Raw genomic sequence first — 22524 nt, 5'->3', positions numbered from 1 at the left:
GCATGCTCCTCATCGGCGGCGCACTGACCAGCCCCCACCTCAAGTAGGAAGAGCCCCTTTACATCGATCAGGGGGTCTCTGGAGCGCGGGCGTCACGTCCACAATTCGACCGTGCGGTCGATGCCCTCGAGGAGGGCGACACGCTCGTCATCACCACACTGGACCGTCTCGGACGGTCCACGCAGAACATGCTCGCTTTCGCGGAAAGGGCTCCGCCAAACCGGTGCTGGCCTTCGAGTCCTGAGTCTCGGCGATGGCGACGTGGACACATCGACACCAATGGGGTCGATGCTGTCCACAATCATGGTTGCTCTTGCGCAAATGGAACACGACATTAAGAGCGAACGGATCACCGACTCCATCAACAAGCGACGTGCCGCGGGGAGCGATCTCGGCGGAAGACCTCGGCGGATCACCGACAGTCAGATACGCAGCGCCCTCCACCTCATCCAGAACGGCGAAACCACCGCACAGGTCGTCCGCGACCTCGGTATATCGCGCTCCACCTTCTAACGTCGCGCCGCAGAACTCACGCCCAGCACGGCATCAGGCGCGACAAAGAGCGATCACAGAACACCGTCACAATGCGCCGAACTCCACACCCCTGCAGGCGCGCATGCTCGTAATCTGGACAGATGAGCGAATCCGCACAGCACCGTCAGGCAGGTGCGGTCACGGCGCGAACTGCGGCGGCCGCGGGTGCTGCCGCAGCCCTCCTCGGCGCGGGCATCGGTGAGATCGTCGCCGCATTGCTCGCACCATCCTCCAGTCCGTTCGCCGTCGTCGGGGGCGCGCTGATCGACGCGGCACCGGCGTGGGCGAAAGACACCGCGATCGCGTGGTTCGGCACGTCCGACAAGATCGCCCTGCTCATCGGCATCGGAATCGTGCTGCTGGCGGCGGGGGCTGTCCTCGGCATCTGCGAATCGCGCTGGACGCGCTCGGGGCTGATCGCGTTCGCCGCAATCGGCGGCATCGTCGGCATCCTCACTCTCACCCGGCCCGAGGCGAGTTTGATCTCGTGGCTGCCGTCGCTGCTGGCGGGAGCCGCCGCCGCGATGGCACTGCACCTGCTCCTTCGCCGAGCGACCGCCGAACAGCTGCAGCCAGATACCGGCGGAACGTCCCGCCGCGGGTTCCTCGTCTGGGCCGCGGGCACAGCCGCGGTGGGCGTCACGATGGCAATCGTCGGCTCGGTCGCCCGCGCGGGCAGCACAGCGGTGGCGACCCTGCGGGAGGCGATCCGGCTGCCGAAGGCCGCGACACCGGCATCCGCTGTTCCTGCCGGCGCCGCCCTCGACGTGCCCGGACTTGCACCGCTGTTCACACCGAACGACGATTTCTACCGCATCGACACGGCGCTCATCGTGCCCACCGTCGACCCGGCTGACTGGCGACTGCGCATTCACGGGATGGTCGCACACGAGGTCGAGCTGACCTGGGACGAACTTCTCGCGCTTCCCCTCGTGGAGAAGGCCGTGACCCTGTCGTGCGTCTCGAACCAGGTCGGTGGCGGCCTGGTCGGCAACGCCCTGTGGCTGGGATACCCCATCCGTGAACTGCTCGCCAAAGCGCACCCCGATGCCGACGCCGATATGGTGCTCTCGACCTCGGCTGACGGCTTCACCGCGGGCACGCCGCTGGAGACGCTCACCGACGACCGCGACGCGCTGCTGGCAATCGGCATGAACGGCGCCCCGTTGCCGCTGGCGCACGGCTTTCCGGTGCGGATGGTGGTTCCCGGGCTGTACGGCTACGTCTCGGCGACGAAGTGGGTGACCGACCTCGAAGTCACGCGCTTCGACCGCAGCCGCGGCTACTGGACCGACCGCGGCTGGTCGGCCGAGGGCCCCATCAAGCTGCAGTCGCGCATCGACGTGCCGCGCGAGCGCAACGGCGTCGATGCGGGCGACACCGTCATCGCCGGCGTCGCGTGGCAGCCGGGCACAGCGATCTCAGCGGTCGAGGTGCAGATCGATGGCGGCACGTGGCAGCAGGCAGAGCTCGCGCCCGCGGTCTCGGATGACACCTGGGTGCAGTGGCGGATGCCGTGGCGCGCCGATCAAGGTGACCACGTGCTGCGGTGCCGGGCGGTCAGCGCCGATGGCTCCACGCAGACGGATGCCGTCGCCGCTCCGGCTCCCGACGGCGCCACCGGATGGCACACGATCAGCGTGACGGTCTCCTGACCGCCCATTGATCGGCGTCAAGCAGGGTCAGTCCGCGAGCACCAGGCGCAGCTGCGCGACGGCCCAATCGAGCTCGGTGGCGCGGATGACCAGCGGCGGGGCGATGCGAATGGTCTGTCCGTGCGTGTCTTTCACGAGCACGCCGCGCCCGCGCAGGTTCTCGGCGATCTCGCGGCCCGTGCCGACCTTCGCGTCGATGTCGACGCCGGCCCAGAGCCCGGCGATGCGCACGCTCGTCACCCCGTGACCGACGAGCGGTTCGAGGGCGGATGCCAGGTGTGCGCCGAGTTCGCGGGCGCGCGCTTGGAACTCGCCCGTCTCGAGCATCTCGACGACCTTCAGTCCGACGGCCGCCGCGAGCGGGTTTCCGCCGAAGGTCGAACCGTGCTCGCCCGGACGGATGACGCCGAGAACGTCACGGTTTCCGACCACCGCCGAGACGGGCAGGATGCCGCCGCCGAGCGCCTTGCCCAGCAGATACAGATCCGGCACAACGCCTTCGCGATCGCAGGCGAAGGTCGCGCCGACCCGGCCGAGCCCCGCCTGGATCTCATCGGCGATGAACAGCACGTTTTGCTCGTCGCAGATCTCCCGAACCCGCCGCAGATAGCCCTCGGGCGGGATGATGACGCCGGCCTCGCCCTGGATCGGCTCGATCAGCACCGCGGCGGTGTCATCGGTGATGGCTGCCGCGATGGCATCCGCATCTCCGAACGGAACCGTATCGAACCCGGGCGTGTACGGGCCGAAGTCGGCGCGTGCCTGCTCGTCATCGCTGAAGCTGATGATCGTCGTGGTGCGCCCGTGGAAGTTGCCGTCGGCGACGATGATGCGCGCTTTGCCCGCCGCGATGCCCTTGACGCGGTAGCCCCACGCCCGCGCGACCTTGATGCCGGTCTCGACCGCCTCGGCGCCGGTGTTCATCGGCAGCACGAGCTCTTTGCCGCACAGCCGCGCGAGCGCCGCCGAGAACGGTTCGAGCCGGTCATTCATGAATGCGCGGCTGGTAAGCGTGACGCGGCTGAGCTGCTCGGTCACGGCGGCGATGAGCTCCGGATGCCGGTGACCGAAGTTCACCGCCGAGTAGGCGGCCAGGAGGTCGAGATAGCGCCTGCCCTCGGCATCCGTCACCCACGCGCCATCTGCGGTGGCGACCAGAACCGGCAGAGGACTGTAGTTCTCCGCGACGTGCGGCTCGATCGAGCCCTCTGCCGGCTGCAGGGTCATTACGCGCCCCGGAGTTCCAGGGTGCAGCACTTGATGCCGCCGCCGCCGAGCAGCAGCTCGGAGAGATCGACCATGATCGGGTTGTAGCCGCGCTCGCGCAGCTGCTTCTCGAAGCCGGTCGCACGCGGCGAGATGATGACGTTGTAGCCGTCGCTGGCCGAGTTGAGTCCGAACACCGCGCCGTCTTCGTCGGCGACCAGGATCGCGTCAGGGAAGCGCTCGGCGAGGATCTTGCGCGATGCTTCGTCGAACGCGTTCGGCAGGTAGGCGACGTTGGCGCGCTCGGGGCCGCCGTTCTCGACGCCCTGCACCGGGTCGAGCACGGTGAGCGCGGTGTCGAGGTGGTAGAAGCGCGGGTCGACGAGAGTCAGCGTCACGACCTCGCGGTCGAAGACCTCGTGCACCTCGCGGTGGCTGTCTCCGGCCGACCGGAAGCCGGTGCCGGCCAGGATCACGTCGCCGGCGAGCAGGAAGTCGCCCTCGCCCTCGTTGACCTCTTTCGGCAGGACCGTGTCGAACCCGTTGGCGCGGAACCACTCGGCAAAGGCCGGCGACTCGCCGCGACGCTGCTCGTAGTAGAACTCCGGCACATACGCGCGGCCGCCGATGACGAAGCCGCCGTTGGCGGTGTAAACCATGTCGGGGTAACCGGCGAGCGGCTCGATCAGTTCGACCTCGTGGCCGAGTTCGAGGTACAGATCGTGCAGCTTCTGCCACTGCTCGACAGCCTTTGCGGTGTCGGTGGGCGTGGCCGGCTCCATCCAGGGGTTGATCTTGTATTCGACTGTGAAGTGCTCAGGGCGGCACATCAGGTAGCGGCGGTGGTGGGCGACGCGGGTCGGCGCGGGGGCGGTCGCGATTTCAGGCGTGGACATGAGTGCTCCTCGTGAAGGTGCGGCGGACGCTGTCCATAGGCCTGGCGGAAGTTCGACCCGAGCACCTCTGAGAGGCGCGGGGAAGATGCGACACAGGCACACCACCTACATTTTTACATCCCAACCCGCGAAAAACCAGTATCCCGACAATCCTGCCTCGGGCGGGCGGGCGGTCGGTCAGAGTCAGCGGTCAGATGACGGACGCGCTCCAGTCGTCAGGGTTGCCGAAGCGGTGCGCGGTGATCGAGATCGCCTGCTCGTGCACGAAGGGCAAGAGTTCGAGGCGCCCCGCCGAGGTCACCTCGCCGTCGTATACCGCCAGGTCGGGATCGCCGGAGACCGCGGCCGCGAGCTGCGCGTGCAGCGCCGCCACAGCATCCCGTCCCCCGACCAGACGCACGCGGCCGTACTCTGGCGTCGCCGCTTCCAGCGCGTCGTCGGAGCCGCCCGTGCGCAGCATCCGCTCGATCCACTCCGCGTCGCTCTCGACGGCGAGCATCACGCCCAGCGCACTCAGCTCTGCGCGCACGCCCGCCGGCACACCCTCGGGTGCTGAGACGAAGAATTCCGTACCGGAGCGGATGCCGGCGATCACCGTCCGCAGCACCTCCTGCAGCCCCGCGTCGGTCGTGGCGCGGATCATCACCGGCACCGGCCGGTAGCGGAAGAGGTTGCGCTCGACGCCGAGCTGCGAGACATCGCGCACCTGGCCGAACTCGCGGTCCCAGGCGACCGCATCCGACAGCGCCGACTGACGCAACCACTCGAACGCCTCGAAGTCGAGCGACGACTGCGCCGCCTCGATGAGACCGGAGATACGGGTGTCGAGACCGCGCAGGTGCAGGGTGCTCGAGGCCTTGCCGCGTGGCTGCGACCGCCACGAACCGAGACCGACCAAATAGTTCGGACCACCGGCCTTGGCGCCGGGCCCGACCGATGAGCGCTTCCAGCCGCCGAAGGGCTGGCGTTGCACGATCGCTCCGGTGATGCCGCGGTTCACGTACAGGTTTCCGGCTTGCACCTCATCGAGCCAGAGTTCGAGGTCGGCAGGAGACTGCGTGTGCAGCCCCGCCGTGAGGCCGTAGGCGACGGCGTTCTGCAGCTCGATGGCCGCCGAGAGAGTGGGCGCGTGCATGATGCCCAGCATCGGCCCGAAGAACTCCTCGAGGTGCGTGCGCGATCCGGGCTGCACACCGACGCGGATGCCGGGGCTCCACAACCTCCCGGAATCGTCGAGGGAGCGCGGGCGCACCAGCCACTTCTCCTCCCCCTCCAACTCGTTCAGAGCCCAGGCCAGCTTGCCCTGCGGTTTCTCGATCACAGGACCGACCTCGGCCATGGCATCCGCGGGCCACACCACCCGCATCGTGCGGGTGGCGTCGAGAAGCTGCCGGGCGAACCGCTTCGAGCGGCCGACGGGACCGACCAGAATCGCCAGCGATGCGGCCGAGCACTTCTGACCGGCGTGGCCGAAGGCGCTCTTGACGAGGTCGGCGACGGCGAGATCGAGGTCGGCCGTGGGGGCGATGATGAGTGCGTTCTTGCCGCTGGTCTCGGCCAGCAGCGGCAGGTCAGGACGCCACGAGCGGAAGAGGGCCGCCGTATCCCACGATCCGGTGAGGATCACCCGGTCGACCGACGGATGCGAGATGAGCTGCTCGCCGAGCTTGCGCTCACCGAGTTCGACGAGCGCGAGAACATCACGCGGCACGCCGGCCTGCCAGAGCGCCTCGGCGATGACCGCCGCGCACCGGGCGGAGAGGTGTGCGGGCTTGAAGATGACACCCGATCCTGCGGCGAGCGCCGCCAGCACACCACCGGAGGGGATGGCGATGGGGAAGTTCCAGGGCGGGGTCACGACCGTGACCCGCGCCGGCTCGAAGACGGCACCGCTGACCCCGTCGAGTTCGCGGCAGGTCGCCGCGTAGTACTTGGCGAAGTCGATGGCTTCGCTCACCTCGGTGTCAGCCTCGGCGAACACCTTGCCGGTCTCGATCGCGGCGATCTCGATGAGTTCGCCGCGCCGGGCGGCGAGCGCTGCGGCCGCCCGCAGCAGGATCGCCGAACGTTCGGATGCGGGGCGCGCACCCCAGTCGGCCGCGGCGGTGTGCACGCGATCGATCGTGTCGCGCAGCATCCGCTCGTCATCGATACGGGCCGCGCGAAGCGCAGCGACACCGAGCGTCGACTCTTCGGGCCGGCTGACGCGGTCGAAAATCCCCCGCGCCCAGTCGCGGTTGGCGGGCAGAGAGGGGTCGCTGTCGGGAGTGTTCTCGAATCCCGGCGCCCCGGATGCGGCGCCGTTGCCGGCGAGCTCCTGGCGCGCGTACACCGCGGTCTGCAGGAACGGATCGCTGTCGCCGCCGTCTTCGGAGGACCCGCGCGCGATGCCGAGCACGACTCCGGTGAGGTCTTCGTCGGAGGCCTGCGGTTTCATCGCCGGCCGCACCGACTCGTGTGCGGGCGCCGCCCTGTTCTGCACTCGGCGAGCCCCGGTGAGCAGCGTGCGGTCGCTCATCCGGGTCACCGAGTCGACGAAGCGCAGCCGCTCGCGCTCGAACAGCGACGGATCATCGGCCAGGTGGAAAGCGGCCGAGAGGAAGTTCGATGACGATGCGTTCTCATCCAGTCGGCGCACCAGATAGCTGATGGCGACATCGAACTCGTGCGGACTGACGACCGGCACGTACAGCAGCACCTGCCCCACCGTGCGGGAGACCGCTTCGGCCTGGCCCTGCGCCATGCCGAGCAGCATCTCGAACTCGACTGCTTCGCGCACGCCGCGCTCACCGGCCAGCAGCCACGCGAACGCGATGTCGAAGAGATTGTGCCCGGCGACGCCGATGCGCACGGCGGCCGCGTTGCGGGGCTGGAAGGCCTCGTCGAGGCAGCGCAGGTAGTTGGCATCGGTGTCGAGCTTGGAGCTGTACGGGGCCTGCGGCCAGCCGTGCATGACAGCATCCACCTTCTCCATCGGCAGGTTGGCACCCTTGACGAGCCGCACCTTCAGCTGCCCGCCGCCGTGCGCGACACGCTCGCGCGCCCACGCGGTGAGCTGCTGCAGAGCGGGCAGCGCATCGGGCAGATAGGTCTGCAGCACGATTCCGGCCTCGAGATGCTTCAGCCGCGGATCCTCGAGGATGCGGATGAGCACCGCGATCGTCAGATCTAGGTCGTGATACTCCTCCATATCGAGGTTGATGAAGGTCGCCGTCGCCGGATTCGCCGCGGTCAGGTACAGCGGCAGCAGGCGCTCGACCACGGCATCCACCACCTCGTCGAAGGCCCAGACCGAGATGCGGCTCATGACCGCAGAGACCTTCACCGAGACGTAGTCGACGTCGGGTCGGCGGATCAGATCATGGATGCCATCGAGTCGGCGCTTCGCCTCGGTTTCGCCGAGCACGGCCTCGCCGAGCAGATTGAGGTTCAGACGCACCTGGGATCCGGACTCCGCGGACGGGCGTCGCAGCTTCTCCAGCGCGGGTCCGAGTTTCTCGGGTCGGGCGTCGACAACGAGGTGGCCGACCATCTCGCGCAGCACCCGCCGCGCGATCGGCACGGTCGGCACGGGCAGCACAGGGGCGATGCCCCCGCCGAGACGCACGATGCCGCGCAGGTACCAGGGCAGGAAGTCGGGTGCGAGGGGCGCGACGCGATGCAGATTGGATGCTGCCGCCGACGCGCTCTCCGGACGCATCACGCCGTCGACGAACCCGAGCGTGAACGGGAGCCCCTTCGGATCGTGCAGCACTCCGGCCAGCCGCTGCGCCGCGGGGTCGGTGTCAACGGCGGCGGATTCGAGCACCCACCTTCCCGCGAGTTCCACAGCGGCGTCAGCGAGACGCGGTCCGATCGGAGACGTCGACTGCTCTGACATGTCCCCAGCCTAGGCGCGGGGCAAGTTCAGGCGTGGTTCATCTTCGTCATGCTGTGCACGCGTCCGGCCGACCCCCGCGGCGCTCGCAAGAACTGCTGCCGTCAGTGCCACACGCTCGGCGCCGGCGCTTTGGTCGGCGGCAGAGCGGATGCGGATGCCCAGTCATGGATCCAGCCCTCCACGTCCGGCACGCCCTCCGGCTGTCCGAGCGCGGCGAACAGCTCGTCGTGCGGAACGGTTCCGCCCGAGCGGCGCAGCATCCGCGCCCGCACGAGAACGCGTGCGTAGACCTCGCCGTCAACCACGGCGCGATGCTCGGTGAACAGCGCCTTCTCGTCGTGTCCGATGAAGCGCGACTCCACGTCGAAGCGCTGCCAGAGCTCAAGCGACTTGCGGAACGTGACCGTCTCGCTCGAGACGACGGCATACCAGCCTCGCTGCTTCATCGCGTCGAAGAGCCCGGTGCGGATCAGCAGATCCCACCGACCCAGGTCGAACAGCGACAGGTAGCGGCCGTTGTTCATGTGGCGCAGGATGTCGAGATCTGTGGGGAGCGTGGTGAGGCGGATGCTGCCCACGGCGCCTGCCTCGAGACTCTCGCCGCGACGTACGCGCTGTCGAGCTCGGAAGATCACGAGGAGGGTGCGCCAGATCACATTCACAAGGGGCGATGGTAGTGATCCACGACGAACCGGCCAACTTGATTGGTGGAAGCATACAGAGGCGGGGGTATGTGACCAGGCGATTTCACCTGTTGCGCTGGCGCGCGTAGAGTCACGGCATGAGCGCCGAAGCCCAGCCTGAGATCATCGTCCGCCCGGTCCGCGATGTGGATGCGGAAGCTCTCGGTCGCGTGCATGCACGCACCTGGCATGAGACCTACGACCATCTCATCAGCAAGGCGGCGCTCGAGCGCATCTCCCCGCGGCGCATGGCCGAGCTGTGGACGAACTGGGCCCGCCAGGGTGACGACTTCAAGATGAGCGCCGCGCTCGTCGACGGTGAGATCGTCGGATTCGTCGGATCCGGCCCCGCACGCGACAAGGATGCTCCCGCGATGCGCGAGCTCTATTTCATCTACCTGCTCAGCACGTGGCAGGGCACCGGGATCGGCCAGAAGCTGTTCGATGCCGCGGTCGACGAGGCTGAGCCGCTGTACCTCTGGGTCGCCGAGGACAACCCCCGCGCGCACCGCTTCTACGAGCGCAACGGATTCGCGCTCGATGGCGCCAGCCACACCGAGCCGTTCCTGGGCGAGACGCTCACCGAGGTGCGCTTCGTGCGCTGATCTCGCGCCGACACCCCGTCTTCACGTCGACACCCCCTGCTGCGGGCGTCCGCAGCAGGGGGTGTCGACGTTTTCCCAGGGTCTCGGCGAAGCGAGTGGGCGCGGACCGGGTCAGAGCGCGCGGATGATGTCCTCGACGCGATCCTTCGCATCGCCGAACAGCATCTGCGCATTCTCGCGGAAGAACAGCGGGTTCTGCACGCCGGCGTAGCCCGCCGCCATCGAGCGCTTGAAGACGATCACGTTCTCGGCCTCCCAGACGCGCAGCACCGGCATCCCGGCGATGGGGCTGGACGGATCTTCGGCGGCAGCCGGGTTGACCGTGTCGTTCGCACCGATCACGAGCACGACCGAGGTCGCGGCCAAGTCGTCGTTGACCTCTTCCATGCTGAGCACGATGTCGTACGGAACCTTGGCCTCGGCGAGCAGCACATTCATGTGGCCCGGCAGGCGTCCGGCCACCGGATGGATGCCGAACCGCACGTCGATGCCCCGCTCGCGGAGTCGTGCGACGAGATCCGCCACCGGGTACTGCGCCTGGGCGACTGCCATGCCGTAACCGGGTGTGATGACGACCGTCTGCGCGTCGGTGAGCATGGCTGCGGCAGCATCCGCAGTGATCTCGCGGTGTTCACCGTACTCCTCATCGCTCGATGTGGATGCCACAATGCCGAACCCGCCCGCGATCACTGAGATGAATGACCGGTTCATCGCCTTGCACATGATGTACGACAGGTAGGCACCAGAAGAACCGACCAGAGCACCGGTGACGATGAGCAGGTCGTTGTTGAGCAGGAATCCGGCGGCGGCCGCGGCCCAGCCCGAGTAGCTGTTGAGCATCGAGACGACGACCGGCATGTCGCCGCCGCCGATGGATGCCACCAGGTGCCAGCCCAGAGCGAACGACAGCACCGTGACGGCGACGAGCAGCCAGAGCTGCTGATCGATCACGAACAAGACGGTCAGCACGAGGAAAGCGACCAGCGCGAGCACGTTCAGCAGGTTCTTGCCCGGCAGCATGAGCGGCTTGGAGGAGATCTTCGCCGACAGCTTCAGGTACGCCACGATCGACCCGGTGAAGGTCACGCCACCGATGAAGATGCCGATGAAGACCTCGGCGTTGTGGATGCCGGCAAGCTCCGGCGCGATCTCGAGATGAGCGAGGTGTCCGTTCCAGCCGACGAGCACGGCCGCGATGCCGACGAAGCTGTGCAGCAGGGCGATGAGCTCCGGCATCCCGGTCATCTGCACGACCCGGGCACGCCACAGACCGATGGCTGCGCCGATCAGAACGGCGACCCCGAGCAGGCTCAGGCCCAGAAGCGACCCGCTGCCGCCCCAGGCGTCGGCGATGGTGAGGGCGAGGGTGGCGCCGAGGGCGATCGTCATTCCGGCGATGCCGTAGACGACGCCCGAGCGGGCGGATTCGTGGCGGCTGAGACCGGCGAGGCTCAGGATGAACAGCAGGGCTGCGACGATATAGGCCGCGCCGGCGAGTGCGTCAACGGTCACTTCTGGCCGCCCTTCGTGAACATGTTGAGCATTCGGCGAGTGACCGCGAAGCCTCCGAAGATGTTGATGCTGGCGACGAGCACCGCGACCGCGGCGAGCACCTGCACGACGGGGTTGCCGTCGGTGATCTGCAGCATGGCGCCGACGATGATCACGCCCGAGATCGCGTTGGTGACCGACATCAGCGGGGTGTGCAGCGCGTGGTGCACCTTGCCGATCACGTAGAAGCCGATCACCACCGAGAGCATGAGCACGGTGAAGTGCTGCGGAAGCGGAGCCGGTGCGAAGGCGTTCACGGCGAAGAGCGCGGCGATGCCGACGACGATCAGCGCGATCTTGCGGCCGACCGACATGCGCTTCGGTTCGGCGACGACGGCTGCCGGCTTCGGCGCGGATGCTGCCGGAGCGGCGGCGACCTGCACGGCGGGCGGCGGCCACGTGACCTCGCCATCGCGCACGACCGTCACCGACCGCTGCACGACATCGTCGAAGTCGAGGGTGAGCTGTCCGTCTTTGAGAGGCGTGAGGAGAGTGACGAGGTTGGCGACGTTGGTGCCGTAGAGCTGCGAGGCCTGCGCCGAGAGGCGCGAGGCCAGGTCGGTGTAGCCGAGGATGATCACGCCGTTGTCGGTGACGACCCGCTCCCCCGCGACCGAGCCCTCGACGTTGCCGCCCTGCGCGGCTGCCATGTCGACGATGACGCTGCCCGGCTTCATCGCCGCGACATCGGATGCCGTGATCAGGCGAGGCGCTGCGCGCCCTGGAATGAGTGCGGTCGTGACGATGATGTCGACGTCAGCAGCCTGCTCGGTATAGATCTCCGCAGCGCGGCGGTCGTAGTCCTCGCTCGTCGCCTTGGCGTAGCCGTCGGTGGTCTTCTCGACCTCGACGTCGACGGGGATGTAGGTGCCGCCGATGGAGGAGACCTGGTCGGCGACCTCGGGGCGCGGGTCGGTGGCGCGGACGATCGCGCCGAGACTGGATGCTGCACCGATCGCGGCAAGCCCCGCCACACCTGCGCCGGCGACGAGCACCTTCGCGGGGGGCACCTTGCCGGCGGCGGTGACCTGACCGGTGAAGAAGCGGCCGAATTCGTGAGCCGCCTCGACGATGGCGCGGTAACCGGCGATGTTCGCCATCGAGCTGAGCACGTCCATCGACTGTGCGCGCGAGATACGAGGTACCGCGTCGAGAGCGAGGGCGGTGATGCCGCGCTGTGCGAGCTTCTCGACCAGGTCGGGTCGGAACGCCGGTGCGAGCAGCGCGATGATGGTCGCGCCGTCAGCGAGACGGGTGATCTCCGCATCCGTCGGGGCGTTGACCTTCAGGATGATGCCGCTGGCCCACGCCTCGGCGGTGGGCACGACTTCGGCTCCGGCCGTGCGGTACTCGTCGTCGGGATAGGACGAACGGTGCCCGGCTCCCGCTTCGACGGCCACGTCGTAGCCGAGCTTTCTCAATGTCTGCACAGTGGCCGGGGTGGCGGCGACTCGCGCCTCGTCCGGCCCTTCCTGCACTATTCCGATCTGCGTCACTGCGATCCTTCCACCCGACGGCGACGTCGGTTCGTCGGCCGCACTGGGTGTGTGTATGCGGCCTTATGCTGTGCTCACCCTACTGACCAAGATCGAAGGAAACGCACCGAAAATGCTCTTATGACGACGGAAGAAAGCCGATTCTTGCGCGTAGCGAAAGCCCGTGTTGGTCGCTCCGATGCACGGTTGAGGAAGGCAGGGTGTCCCCCTGCTCACCCCACGACCTCAGCGCCCCGAGACCTGCCCGAACAGCTTCGCAATCGGCGCGATCACCAGCGGGCGCGCGGCATACCAACCGGCCACCACAACCGCCATCGAGAGCACGAACACCCAGAATCCGGTCCAGTTGGCGGCGTATTGAACGCCGTCGACAGACCCGAGCGAAGCGAACATGTGGTTCAGGTTGCGCAGCGCCCCGGTTAGGAATACCAGTGCGACGTGCACGATGATGAACGCGACGAAGTACAGCATGATCGGGAAGTGCAGCGCACGCGCCCACTCCACCGGATACGCCTTCGACAGCTTCTCGGCCTTCTTGGGCCACAGACCCGACATGCGAACACCAGTGATGATCGCCAGCGGAGCCGCGATGAACACCGTCGTGAAGTAGGCGAGCTGCTGCAGGCTGTTGTAGTTGACCCAGCCGTTGTCGGTCGGCCAGTCGAACGAGATGTACTGCAGCCCGGCCGACAGCGCATTCGGGAAGACTTCCCAGCTGGTCGGAACGATGCGCACCCAGTGGCCGGTCACGACCAGCAGCACCACGAAGATGACACCGTTGACAAGCCACAGCACATCCAGCGCCTGGTGGAACCACACCGTCAGACTGACCTTGGCGCTGTTCTTGCCGCGTCCCGTCCAGAACGCCGTCGGCCGGCTCTCGCTGCGCACGCGCAGACCCGAGCGGATGATCAGCACCATCAGGAAGATGTTGAAGAAGTGCTGCCAGCCGATCCACGGTGAGAATCCGGGCGCCACGTCGACTGTCGGGTGATATTCGCCGGGGTACGTCGTGAGGAAGTCCTGCATGAACGGAGTGCTCAACAGCATCCGCACGAAGAAGACACCGGCCACGGCGATGAGTCCGAGCCCTGCTGCGGCGAGCAGTCCGCCGATGGCCTGCGGCCAGGTCGGGCGGAACTTGGATGGCTCAGGCTCCGGCGCCCCGTGACGCGGGCTTTTTCCCTGCCAGACGGAGCGCGTGAACGGAAGCGGCGTGGAGATGTCGACGCGGGCAACCTCTGCCGCCAGCGCAGTCTCGACGAGAGCGGCTTCTGCGCCTGTTGGAGTGCTTTCGGCCACCGCCTGCGGAACCGCAGCATCGGTCGCGCGAACTGCGACCCGCGCTGCGCCAGCCGGAGGCCACGGCTCGCCGCCTGGCGTGCGGGGCAGGCCGCGCCGCAGCGGCGCACCCTCGCCAGCGATGGCGGGGGCGGCGGCCGGGGCGTCGACTGCACCGGATGCCGTCGACTGCACGGCTTCATCGAGCGGCGATTCGGTGCTCTCGGCGAGATCCGGTGCACTCGGAGAGGCGGCCGGAGCGGCCGAGGCCGCCGGAGCGGATGCCGCGTGGGCCGAAGAGCTGGATGCGGGGGGCCAGGGCTCGCCGCCTGGTGTGCGCGGCAGACCACGCCGAAGAGCGACAGCAGCGGCAGGTGCAGGTGCAGCGTCAGGCTGCGCGGCGAGTGCACCGGATGCCGTCGACTGCACGGCTTCTTCGCGCGGCGATTCGGTGCTCTCCGCGAGATCCGGTGCACTCGACGAAGCTGCCGGGGTCGAAGGAGCAGCTGAAGCCGCGGGCTCGGCAGCATCGAACACGTGGGAGGCAATAGCCGTGGCCGGTGGCCAGGGCTCGCCGCCCTTCACGCGCGGCAGGCCGCGGCGCAGCATCCGCTCGACCATGGCTACTTCTTCCGTGCTTCGAGCGCCTCGATCACCTGCGGCACGACGGCGAACACGTCGCCGACGATGCCGAAGTCGGCGATGTCGAAAATCGGAGCCTCGCCGTCCTTGTTGATCGCGACGATGGTCTTCGCCGTCTGCATGCCGGCACGGTGCTGGATCGCACCCGAGATGCCGAGCGCGATGTACAGCTGCGGTGATACCGAGACGCCGGTCTGACCGACCTGATGCGCGTAGGGCACGTAACCGGCATCGACGGCGGCGCGCGACGCGCCGATAGCTGCGCCGAACGCGTCAGCGAGCTGCTCGACGAGCACGAACTGCTCCTTCGAGCCGAGGCCGCGACCACCGGCGACGACCTTCGGGGCGCCGCGGAGGTCGGGGCGCGAAGAGGTCTTCTCGACGGCGGCGATCTCACCGGCGGATGCTGCGACCGCGCCGGATGCCGTCACCGACAGCTCTTCGATCGCGGGCGTCGCAGCTTCTGCCCTGGCATCCACCGCACCCTGACGAAGCGTGATCACCGGTGCGCCGAACGTGGGGGCCGACTCGGTGAGGTAGGACCCGCCGTACACGGAGTGCTGCGCGGTCACGCCCTCGTCGTCACGGGCGACGCCGACAGCATCCACCGATAGGGCGAGCTTCTCGCGCACGGCGAAGCGGCCGGCGACGTCGCGCCCGGCGATGGAGTTGGAGATGAGCACAGCATCCGGCTTGACCTGCGCGAACGCGGCCTGGAGTGCGTCGACAGCGGGAACCGTCAGCGACGAGCCATCGCCCGCAGCGGTGAGCACGGCCTGCGCACCAGCCGAAGCTGCGGCGTCTGCAGCCGCTTGACTGCCACCGACGACCAGTGCGACGGGCGCACCGATGGTCGAGGCCGCGCCGATGAGGGCGGCCGTGCTGCTGGCCGCAGCGCCGGCGGGGTCGACGTCGACGAGGACGAGGATCGGGTTCTCGGGATAGCCCATGTCACACCAGCCTGTTCTGTGCGAGGAACTCGACGAGCTGCGCACCCGCGTCGCCTTCATCGGTGATCTTCACACCGGCAGCGCGCGGGGGCTTCTCGGAGACCGTGGTCATGATCGTGCGGGGAGCGGCGGCAGGATCGGCGGAGACGCCCAGGTCGGCGAGGGAGAGCACCTCGAGGGGCTTCTTCTTCGCGGCCATGATGCCTTTGAAGTTCGGGAACCGGGCGTCTGGCAGAGCCTCGGTGATCGAGATGACGGCGGGCAGGGTCGCGGTGACCTGCTGCGTGCCGTCATCGCCGGCGCGCGTGCCCGTAATCTGATCGGCACCGATCTCCACCGAGCTCAAGGCCGTCGCCTGCGCGAAGCCGAGGTGCTCAGCGAGCATGGCGGGGATCACACCGCCCGAGCCGTCGGTCGAGAGGTTTCCGGTGATGACGAGATCGGGCTCGCCGCGACGGATCGCCGCGGCGAGTGCCTCGGCGGTCAGTCCGAGGTCGGCTCCACGCAGCTCTTCGTCGGCCACGTGCACGGCGGATGCTGCGCCAATCGCGAGCGCGCGGCGCACGGATGCGGTCGCCGTCTCCGGCGCCATCGAGAGCGCGACGACCTCTGTGTCCGGGTTCTTGCCCGCGTAAGACAGGGCCACCTCGAGTGCGCGCTCAGTGATCTCATCGAGCACGACGTCGCCGGCAGCTCTGTCAGCCAGCCCCGTCTCGAGATCGAGCTTGCGGTCACCGTAGGTGTCGGGCACTTCCTTCACCAGGACGTAGATCTTCATCGAGCCTCCCTCATGCCGGGTACGAGTCTATCCGGCAATTCTGTCTGTTCCCAATCGCATTTCCACGCTCTATGTAGACAATACGAAGAAATCCGAGCCCGCCGCGGCCGGTTTCTGTGCGGAATGTATCCATAGCGGCTACGCGGGCTGATTCTGCAATCCCGCAGATGGTCTTCACGGGCTCCTCACCCCCTGCCCTGCCGAGCACACCGGCTCCGACCCGATAGCGTGGGCACATGGCGCAACTTCGCCCCCTTCCGATCGATCCGCTCGCTGAGGCGAAGCGGCAGTGGCTGGCGCATGGCTGGACAGATGCCGCAGACGGCATGGCTGTCGTGACGTCGGTGATGCGGGCCCAGCAGTTGCTGCTGGCGCGAGTGGATGCTGCGCTCAAGCCGTTCGGCGTAACCTTCGCGCGTTTCGAGGTGCTGCGCCTGCTGGCTTTCAGCCGATCGGGCACGCTGCCGCTGTCGAGCGTCGTCGCACGGCTGCAGGTGCACGCCACCAGCGTCACGAGCACCGCTGAACGCCTGGTGCGCGACGGTCTGGTGCTGCGCGAACCGCATCCGCACGACGGCCGTGCCGCGATGCTCACTCTGACCGACGCGGGGCGTGCACTGGTCGAGAAGGCCACCGCCGCGCTGAATGCCGAGGTGTTCAGCGCACCCGGTATCAATTCCGACGATGCCGCGGCGCTGGTCGGCATCGTGGCCCGACTGCGCAAGGATGCGGGCGATTTCGCCGACCCGCGGCCCACGCCCGATCCGCTCTGATGTCGACATTCGTTCTGGAGCGTGTCATCCCCGCACCACCAGAGGCGGTCTTCGACCTTTCCCTCGACGTCGGACTGCATGTCGCTTCGCAGAGCTCTCGCGGCGAGCGTGTCGTCGCCGGGCCGACAGCGGGGATCCTGGAGGAGGGTGATCAGGTCACCTGGAGCGCTCAGCACTTCGGCATCCGATTCCGGATGTCGTCGATCGTCTTCGACGTCAACCGGCCGCACCGCTTCCGCGACCGGCAGACGAAGGGACCGTTCGGTTCCTTCCTGCACACGCACGAGTTTTCGGACGCCGATGGCGGGACGCTCATGCGCGACACGATCGAGTTCCGGTCGCCGCTCGGCCCGCTGGGACGCCTGGTGGATGCCATCGTCATGCGCCACCACCTGATCGCCGTGATCACCGAACGCAACGAGGCGATCACTCGCCACTTCGCCTGACGCCGCCCGCCGCACCCCGCCCCCGCCACCGCCCCCACTGACGAGAAACCACTTCCCGCGTGAGAAACCACCGCTGCAGTGGTTTCTCGTGCCAGAAGTGGTTTCTCGCGGGGAGGGTGGCCGGGCAAGCGGGCGAACGCACGTGTCGGCCCCGGACCTCGATCAGTCGCCGTCGTAGACGTACTGGTCGAAGCGCTCGGGCACCTGCTGCCGCTGCCAGGCGAGCTCTTCATCGCGCCGATCGCGGTCGCCGGGAAAGGCCTTCGCCGTGTAGCGCGGCACCTGCCTGGCGTGCCCTGCCATGTGCGCGACCGCTGCTGCCTGCCCGCACACTCGCGCGGCGGCCAGTGCCGACGGGTCCTCCGCGGCACGGGCCGCAGCATGGCAGGCGAATGCCTTCTCGCGCACCGCGTCGATGCTGAGTTCGCCCCGCATGAACGCCTGCGCGGCATCCAACGCCTCCCGGGGCCGCTCGTCATCCGGACGCTCGGCGAGGAACATCGGCAGCAGCCGCTCCGCGCATGCGATCGTCCACTCGACGAGCGCCCGCCGGTCATGTACGGAAAGGGTCAGATCAGCATCATCCGGCAGTGCGTGCATCACGGTGCTCACCGGTGCACGAAGTGAGGGGGGCGCTTCTCGCGGAATGCGGCCATCCCCTCCTTCTGGTCAGCGGTGTCGAACAGCGCCGCGAACTCGCGCTTCTCCACCGCAAGACCCTCGGCCAGCGACAGCTGCATCGCAGCATCCAGCGTCGCCTTGGCCGCCCGCAGCGATGTCAGCGACTTCGACGCGATGGTCGTCGCGAGCGTGGTCGCCTCGTCGAGCAGATCGGATGCCGGCACCACGCGCGACACCAGACCGATGCGCTCTGCCTCTTCGGCCTTGATCAGGCGTCCGGAGAGGATGAGCTCGGCAGCCTTGTACGAGCCGACAGCGCGGATGAGCCGCTGCGTGCCGCCCATGCCGGGGATGACACCGAGGTTGATCTCCGGCTGGCCGAAGGTCGCCGTGTCCGCGGCGAGGATGATGTCGCACATCATCGCCAGCTCGCATCCGCCGCCCAGTGCGTACCCGGAGACCGCGGCGATGACCGGCGTGCGCACCGCCGCGAAGCGATCCCATGCGCCGAAATGATCTGTCTCGCGCATCTCGGAGGCGGTTTTCGACTCCATCTCTTTGATGTCTGCCCCGGCCGCGAAAGCTTTCTCCGACCCGATGACGACGATCGCGCCAATGCCATCGTCGGCGTCGAACGCCTCGGCAGCCGCGGCCACTTCTTCCGACACCTGCGCGTTCAATGCGTTCAGCGCGTTCGGCCTGTTGAGGGTGATCCAGCCCACTCGTCCTCGCTGTTCGACCAGGATCGTCTCGTATGCGGCCGTGTTGTGCTCAGCCGTCTCTTGATCAGCCATGTTCGCTCCCTCCGCCGCGACGCTGCGGCCCCTCCAGTATTCCAGGCTCGACGGACATCCCGGGCCACTCCGCGTTCGAAAGGTCGACCTCAGTCGGCGTCGCGGATGTCGGTGATGATCCCCGAGAAATCGCGGTGCCCGCCCTCTCCGGCGGCGAAGGCGGCGTAGAGCTCCTGCGCGAGGCGGCCCATCTTGGCATCCGTTCCGGTGCCCTCGATCGCCTGCAGCGCGAGGCCGAGATCCTTCGCCATCAGCGCACCCGCGAACCCGGGCTGGTAGTCGCGGTTCGCCGGGCTGGTCGGCACCGGGCCCGGCACGGGGCAGTTCGTGGTGATCGCCCAGCACTGGCCCGAGGCCTGCGAGACGACGTCGAACAGCGCCTGGTGTTCAAGCCCCAGTCGCTCCCCCAGCACGAAAGCCTCGGCGACGGCGATCTGCGAGATCGCGAGCACCATGTTGTTGCAGACCTTGGCTGCCTGCCCGAGCCCCGGCCCGCCGCAGTGCACGATGCGCTTGCCCATCGCTTCCAGCAGCGGCAGCGCCGCCGCGAAATCGGCATCCGATCCGCCCACCATGAACGCCAGCGTGCCGTTCTCCGCACCGACCACGCCGCCGGAGACAGGCGCGTCGACGTTGCGGTGACCGGCAGCGATCGCCAGCTCGTGCGCGGTGCGCGCCTCATCGACGGCGATGGTCGACGACTCGATGAACAGGGTCCCCGGTTTCGCCGCGGCGAGCAGCTCGTCCTGGTACGCGGCGATGACGTGCCGCCCCGCGGGGAACATGGTGATGACGACGTCCGCCTCGGCGACAGCATCCGCGCCGCTGGACGCGATGGGGATTCCGGCAGCTGTCGCCGCATTGATTGCCGCAGGCACCAGGTCGAAGCCGTGCACCTCGTGGCCGGCCTTCACAAGATTCACGGCCATGGGAAGCCCCATATGGCCGAGCCCGAGGAACGCGACGCGCGTCATGATGCGTCTCCGGTGGGGGTGCTTCGCATGGATGCTGATCCGGCGGGGCGCAGCATCTCGCGCCCGACGATGAGTCGCATGATCTCGTTCGTCCCTTCCAGGATCTGGTGCACGCGCAGATCGCGCACGACCTTCTCGACCCCGTAGTCCTGAAGGTACCCGTAGCCGCCGTGCAGCTGAAGGGCCTTGTTGGCCACGTCGAAGCCGGCATCCGTGGCGAACCGCTTGGCCATGGCGCAGCGCATCGTGGCATCCGGCGCCTTGTCATCCACGGCCTGTGCGCCATCGCGCACCATCAGACGCGCGGCCTGCAGATCGGTGCGCATGTCGGCGATGGTGAACAGGATCGACTGCTTCTCAGCGAGGGGCTCCCCGAAAGCCACTCGTTCGTGCACGTACTGCACCGCCTTCTCCAGCGCCCACTGGGCACCACCCAGCGAGCAGGCGGCGATGTTCAGCCGGCCGCCGTTGAGCGCAGACATCGCGATCGCGAAGCCGCGTCCCTCCTCGCCGAGCATGGCGGATGCTGGCACCCGCAAGCCGTCGAAGATCACCTGGCGGGTGGGCTGCGCATGCCAGCCCATCTTCTTCTCCAGCGCGCCGAAGCTCAGGCCCTCCGCGTCACCAGGCACGAGGAAAGCGCTGATGCCGCGAGCGCCGGAATCAGCGTCACCGGTGCGCGCCATCACCACGTAGACGCCGGCTTCGCCCGCACCGGAGATGAACTGCTTCACACCGGTTAGCACGTACTCGTCGCCGTCGCGCACCGCGCTGGTGGCGATGTTCGCAGCATCCGACCCGGCACCGGGCTCTGTCAGGCAGTATCCGCCGAACTTCGTCATCGCGGTCAGTTCCGGCAGCCACTCGGCGCGCTGCGTCTCGTCGCCGTAAGTGTCGATCATCCAGGCGACCATGTTGTGGATCGAGATATAGGCGGCCACCGCAGGGTCGCCCTTGGCGAGTTCTTCGAAGATCGCGACGGTGTCGACTCTGCCGAGTCCGGTGCCGCCGAAGTCCTCTCGCACGTAGATGCCGCCGAGGCCGAGCTCACCCGCTCGGTTCAGGGATTCGCGGGGGAAGATGTGCTTCTCGTCGCGTTCGGCGGAGTGCGGGGCGAGTTCGGTCTCGGCGAAGTCGCGCACGGCATCGAGAATCGCCTCGCGCTCTTCCGTGGTGACGCTGGTGGGGGTGATGATACTCATCGGGTTCTCCGGTGCTCGTGGGGGCGACAGCTTCACTGCATGGTGGGGATGACGAAGCTTGCTCCGTCACGCACCCCGTGGGAAGGCCAGCGGCTCGTGACCGTCTTCGTCTTCGTGTAGAAGCGGAAGGCGTCGGTGCCGTGCTGGTTGAGGTCGCCGAATCCGCTGCGCTTCCAGCCGCCGAAGGTGAAGTAGGCGATCGGCACGGGGATCGGCACGTTGACGCCGACCATGCCGACGTTCACGCGGGCGGTGAAGTCGCGGGCAGCATCGCCGTCGCGGGTGAAGATCGCCACGCCGTTGCCGTACTCGTGATCGGATGCCATCGCGAGGGCTGCTTCGTAGTCGTCGGCGCGGGCGATCACCAGCACCGGGCCGAAGACCTCTTCGCGGTAGATCGCCATGTCGGTGGTGACGTGATCGAAGAGGGTGGGTCCGAGATAGAACCCCTGCTCGTTGCCGGCGACGGTGAAGTCGCGGCCGTCTGCGAGAAGTGTTGCTCCTTCATCGACACCCTGTTGGATGTAGCCCGTGACACGGTCGACGGCATCCTGCGTGATGAGCGGGCCGTAGTCCACGCCCTCGTCGAGAGAGGGTCCGACCTTCAGCTCGGCAACGCGTTCGGAGAGCTTTGCCGCGAGCGCATCGGCGGTCTCGTCACCGACTGGGACGGCCACCGAGATCGCCATGCAGCGCTCACCGGCCGAGCCGTAGCCCGCGCCCATCAATGCATCCGCGACCTGGTCGAGGTCGGCGTCGGGCATGACGATCATGTGGTTCTTCGCGCCGCCGAAGCATTGCGCGCGCTTGCCGTTGGCGATGGCGGTCGTATAGATGTACTCGGCGATCGGCGTGGAGCCGACGAAGCCGACCGCCTGCACGCGTGGATCCGTGATGAGCGTGTCGACAGCCTCTTTATCGCCGTGCACAACGTTGAAGACCCCCGCAGGCAGGCCCGCCTCGAGGAACAGCTCAGCCAGGCGCACCGGCACGGAGGGATCGCGCTCGCTGGGCTTGAGGATGAAAGCGTTGCCGGATGCCAGGGCAGGCCCCGCCTTCCACAGCGGGATCATCGCCGGGAAGTTGAAGGGCGTGATGCCAGCGACCACGCCGAGGGGCTGACGCATCGAGTACACATCGATGCCGGTGCCGACACCGGTGGAGTATTCGCCCTTGAGCAGGTGCGGGGCGCCGATGCAGAACTCGATGACCTCAAGTCCGCGCTGCACGTCACCCTTCGCATCGTCGAAGGTCTTGCCGTGCTCACTGGACAGCAGACGGGCAAGATCGTCCATGTCGCGGTTAACGAGATCGACGAAGCGCATCATGACGCGGGCGCGCTTCTGCGGGTTCATCGCCGCCCAGGCCGGCTGCGCGGCTTCGGCGTTCTCGATGACCGAGCGCACCTCATCGGCCGACGCGAGCGGCACTCGCGCCTGCACGGCTCCGGTACTGGGGTCGAAGACGTCGGCCACGCGGCCGCCGCTCGCTTCGACAGACTTTCCGCCTACGAAATGGGGGATATAACGGGTCATTGTGTGACACTCCTCTGCACCG

General features: G+C 67.8%; 18 protein-coding genes and 1 pseudogene. 5 read left to right on the top strand and 14 right to left on the bottom strand.

Features of this window, described 5'->3' with window-relative positions; all coding sequences use genetic code 11:
- Positions 1-50: 50 nt before the first annotated feature.
- Positions 51-513 (top strand): annotated as a pseudogene (locus tag FM104_RS10930) (recombinase family protein); the annotation flags it as partial.
- A 122-nt stretch (positions 514-635) separates the two neighbouring features.
- Positions 636-2189, top strand: a complete 1554-nt coding sequence (locus FM104_RS10925; protein WP_087132272.1) for a molybdopterin-dependent oxidoreductase — start codon at positions 636-638, stop codon at positions 2187-2189.
- A gap of 27 nt (positions 2190-2216) precedes the next feature.
- Here the strand turns inward: FM104_RS10925 and rocD are convergent, their stop codons facing one another.
- The 4 genes from rocD to FM104_RS10905 all read right to left on the bottom strand — a co-directional run bounded on the left by rocD (position 2217) and on the right by FM104_RS10905 (position 8833).
- Complete coding sequence (rocD, locus tag FM104_RS10920) at positions 2217-3416, bottom strand: ornithine--oxo-acid transaminase (RefSeq protein ID WP_087132271.1); 1200 nt, start codon at positions 3414-3416, stop codon at positions 2217-2219.
- A complete protein-coding gene (gene ddaH / locus FM104_RS10915; protein ID WP_087132270.1) occupies positions 3416-4291 on the bottom strand; it encodes a dimethylargininase in 876 nt (291 codons plus the stop codon). Before ddaH ends, rocD begins: the two co-directional genes overlap by 1 nt.
- Before the next feature lie 190 nt (positions 4292-4481).
- A complete protein-coding gene (locus tag FM104_RS10910; RefSeq protein ID WP_087132269.1) occupies positions 4482-8171 on the bottom strand; it encodes a proline dehydrogenase family protein in 3690 nt (1229 codons plus the stop codon).
- Between the two features lie 101 nt (positions 8172-8272).
- The gene (locus tag FM104_RS10905) at positions 8273-8833 is read right to left on the bottom strand and encodes an acyl-CoA thioesterase (RefSeq protein WP_087132268.1); all 561 of its coding nucleotides are present in this window, start codon (positions 8831-8833) and stop codon (positions 8273-8275) included.
- 119 nt (positions 8834-8952) lie between these two features.
- On the opposite strand from FM104_RS10905, the gene FM104_RS10900 reads away from it, so the two are divergent.
- Positions 8953-9459: a GNAT family N-acetyltransferase gene (locus tag FM104_RS10900; RefSeq protein WP_087132267.1), complete on the top strand. Its 507-nt coding sequence runs from the start codon at positions 8953-8955 to the stop codon at positions 9457-9459.
- Between the two features lie 111 nt (positions 9460-9570).
- Here FM104_RS10900 and pntB read toward each other — a convergent pair whose 3' ends face one another.
- From pntB to FM104_RS10875, 5 genes are all read right to left on the bottom strand, one after another.
- Positions 9571-10971 (bottom strand): Re/Si-specific NAD(P)(+) transhydrogenase subunit beta, encoded by a 1401-nt coding sequence (gene pntB, locus FM104_RS10895; protein WP_087132266.1) that lies wholly within the window; start codon positions 10969-10971, stop codon positions 9571-9573.
- Entirely contained in the window at positions 10968-12506 is a 1539-nt protein-coding gene (locus tag FM104_RS10890) for a Re/Si-specific NAD(P)(+) transhydrogenase subunit alpha (RefSeq protein ID WP_087132265.1), read from the bottom strand. The genes pntB and FM104_RS10890 overlap by 4 nt, the downstream gene beginning before the upstream one ends.
- Before the next feature lie 225 nt (positions 12507-12731).
- Complete coding sequence (locus FM104_RS10885) at positions 12732-14408, bottom strand: cytochrome b/b6 domain-containing protein (RefSeq protein ID WP_087132264.1); 1677 nt, start codon at positions 14406-14408, stop codon at positions 12732-12734.
- Positions 14409-14410: 2 nt separating this feature from the next.
- Positions 14411-15379: an electron transfer flavoprotein subunit alpha/FixB family protein gene (locus tag FM104_RS10880; protein WP_087132263.1), complete on the bottom strand. Its 969-nt coding sequence runs from the start codon at positions 15377-15379 to the stop codon at positions 14411-14413.
- A gap of 1 nt (position 15380) precedes the next feature.
- The gene (locus tag FM104_RS10875; RefSeq protein WP_087132262.1) at positions 15381-16157 is read right to left on the bottom strand and encodes an electron transfer flavoprotein subunit beta/FixA family protein; all 777 of its coding nucleotides are present in this window, start codon (positions 16155-16157) and stop codon (positions 15381-15383) included.
- 236 nt (positions 16158-16393) lie between these two features.
- Between FM104_RS10875 and FM104_RS10870 the strand changes: the two genes are divergently transcribed.
- Together FM104_RS10870 and FM104_RS10865 are read left to right on the top strand one after the other, a co-directional pair.
- Positions 16394-16930, top strand: a complete 537-nt coding sequence (locus FM104_RS10870; RefSeq protein ID WP_087132261.1) for a MarR family winged helix-turn-helix transcriptional regulator — start codon at positions 16394-16396, stop codon at positions 16928-16930.
- The gene (locus FM104_RS10865) at positions 16930-17376 is read left to right on the top strand and encodes an SRPBCC family protein (protein WP_087132260.1); all 447 of its coding nucleotides are present in this window, start codon (positions 16930-16932) and stop codon (positions 17374-17376) included. Before FM104_RS10870 ends, FM104_RS10865 begins: the two co-directional genes overlap by 1 nt.
- 162 nt (positions 17377-17538) lie before the next feature.
- Here FM104_RS10865 and FM104_RS10860 read toward each other — a convergent pair whose 3' ends face one another.
- The 5 genes from FM104_RS10860 to FM104_RS10840 form a co-directional block, all read right to left on the bottom strand.
- Positions 17539-17988 carry a putative immunity protein gene (locus tag FM104_RS10860; RefSeq protein ID WP_087132259.1) on the bottom strand — a complete coding sequence of 150 codons (450 nt, stop codon included), beginning with the start codon at positions 17986-17988 and terminating at the stop codon, positions 17539-17541.
- On the bottom strand, positions 17985-18791 hold the full coding sequence (locus FM104_RS10855) for an enoyl-CoA hydratase-related protein (RefSeq protein ID WP_087132258.1): 807 nt from the start codon (positions 18789-18791) through the stop codon (positions 17985-17987). The genes FM104_RS10860 and FM104_RS10855 overlap by 4 nt, the downstream gene beginning before the upstream one ends.
- A gap of 89 nt (positions 18792-18880) precedes the next feature.
- A complete protein-coding gene (mmsB, locus tag FM104_RS10850) occupies positions 18881-19765 on the bottom strand; it encodes a 3-hydroxyisobutyrate dehydrogenase (protein ID WP_087132257.1) in 885 nt (294 codons plus the stop codon).
- Positions 19762-20967, bottom strand: coding sequence for an acyl-CoA dehydrogenase family protein (locus FM104_RS10845; protein ID WP_087132256.1), 1206 nt, complete (start codon positions 20965-20967; stop codon positions 19762-19764). The genes mmsB and FM104_RS10845 overlap by 4 nt, the downstream gene beginning before the upstream one ends.
- 32 nt (positions 20968-20999) lie before the next feature.
- A complete protein-coding gene (locus FM104_RS10840; protein WP_087132255.1) occupies positions 21000-22502 on the bottom strand; it encodes a CoA-acylating methylmalonate-semialdehyde dehydrogenase in 1503 nt (500 codons plus the stop codon).
- Between the last annotated feature and the right edge of the window lie 22 nt (positions 22503-22524).

It is taken from the genome of Microbacterium esteraromaticum, assembly GCF_900163815.1.
In the GTDB taxonomy this organism is placed as follows: Bacteria; Actinomycetota; Actinomycetes; order Actinomycetales; family Microbacteriaceae; genus Microbacterium; species Microbacterium esteraromaticum_B.
Note: the sequence above shows the minus strand (reverse complement) of the source record. Positions and strands in the feature narration are given on the sequence as shown.

Coding starts and splice junctions, on each gene's coding strand:
- FM104_RS10925 (WP_087132272.1), top strand. CDS start 636: ATGAGCGAATCCGCACAGCACCGTCAGGCAGGTGCGGTCACGGCGCGA.
- rocD (WP_087132271.1), bottom strand. CDS start 3,416: ATGACCCTGCAGCCGGCAGAGGGCTCGATCGAGCCGCACGTCGCGGAG.
- ddaH (WP_087132270.1), bottom strand. CDS start 4,291: ATGTCCACGCCTGAAATCGCGACCGCCCCCGCGCCGACCCGCGTCGCC.
- FM104_RS10910 (WP_087132269.1), bottom strand. CDS start 8,171: ATGTCAGAGCAGTCGACGTCTCCGATCGGACCGCGTCTCGCTGACGCC.
- FM104_RS10900 (WP_087132267.1), top strand. CDS start 8,953: ATGAGCGCCGAAGCCCAGCCTGAGATCATCGTCCGCCCGGTCCGCGAT.
- FM104_RS10885 (WP_087132264.1), bottom strand. CDS start 14,408: ATGGTCGAGCGGATGCTGCGCCGCGGCCTGCCGCGCGTGAAGGGCGGC.
- FM104_RS10880 (WP_087132263.1), bottom strand. CDS start 15,379: ATGGGCTATCCCGAGAACCCGATCCTCGTCCTCGTCGACGTCGACCCC.
- FM104_RS10875 (WP_087132262.1), bottom strand. CDS start 16,157: ATGAAGATCTACGTCCTGGTGAAGGAAGTGCCCGACACCTACGGTGAC.
- FM104_RS10870 (WP_087132261.1), top strand. CDS start 16,394: ATGGCGCAACTTCGCCCCCTTCCGATCGATCCGCTCGCTGAGGCGAAG.
- FM104_RS10865 (WP_087132260.1), top strand. CDS start 16,930: ATGTCGACATTCGTTCTGGAGCGTGTCATCCCCGCACCACCAGAGGCG.
- FM104_RS10855 (WP_087132258.1), bottom strand. CDS start 18,791: ATGGCTGATCAAGAGACGGCTGAGCACAACACGGCCGCATACGAGACG.
- mmsB (WP_087132257.1), bottom strand. CDS start 19,765: ATGACGCGCGTCGCGTTCCTCGGGCTCGGCCATATGGGGCTTCCCATG.
- FM104_RS10845 (WP_087132256.1), bottom strand. CDS start 20,967: ATGAGTATCATCACCCCCACCAGCGTCACCACGGAAGAGCGCGAGGCG.
- FM104_RS10840 (WP_087132255.1), bottom strand. CDS start 22,502: ATGACCCGTTATATCCCCCATTTCGTAGGCGGAAAGTCTGTCGAAGCG.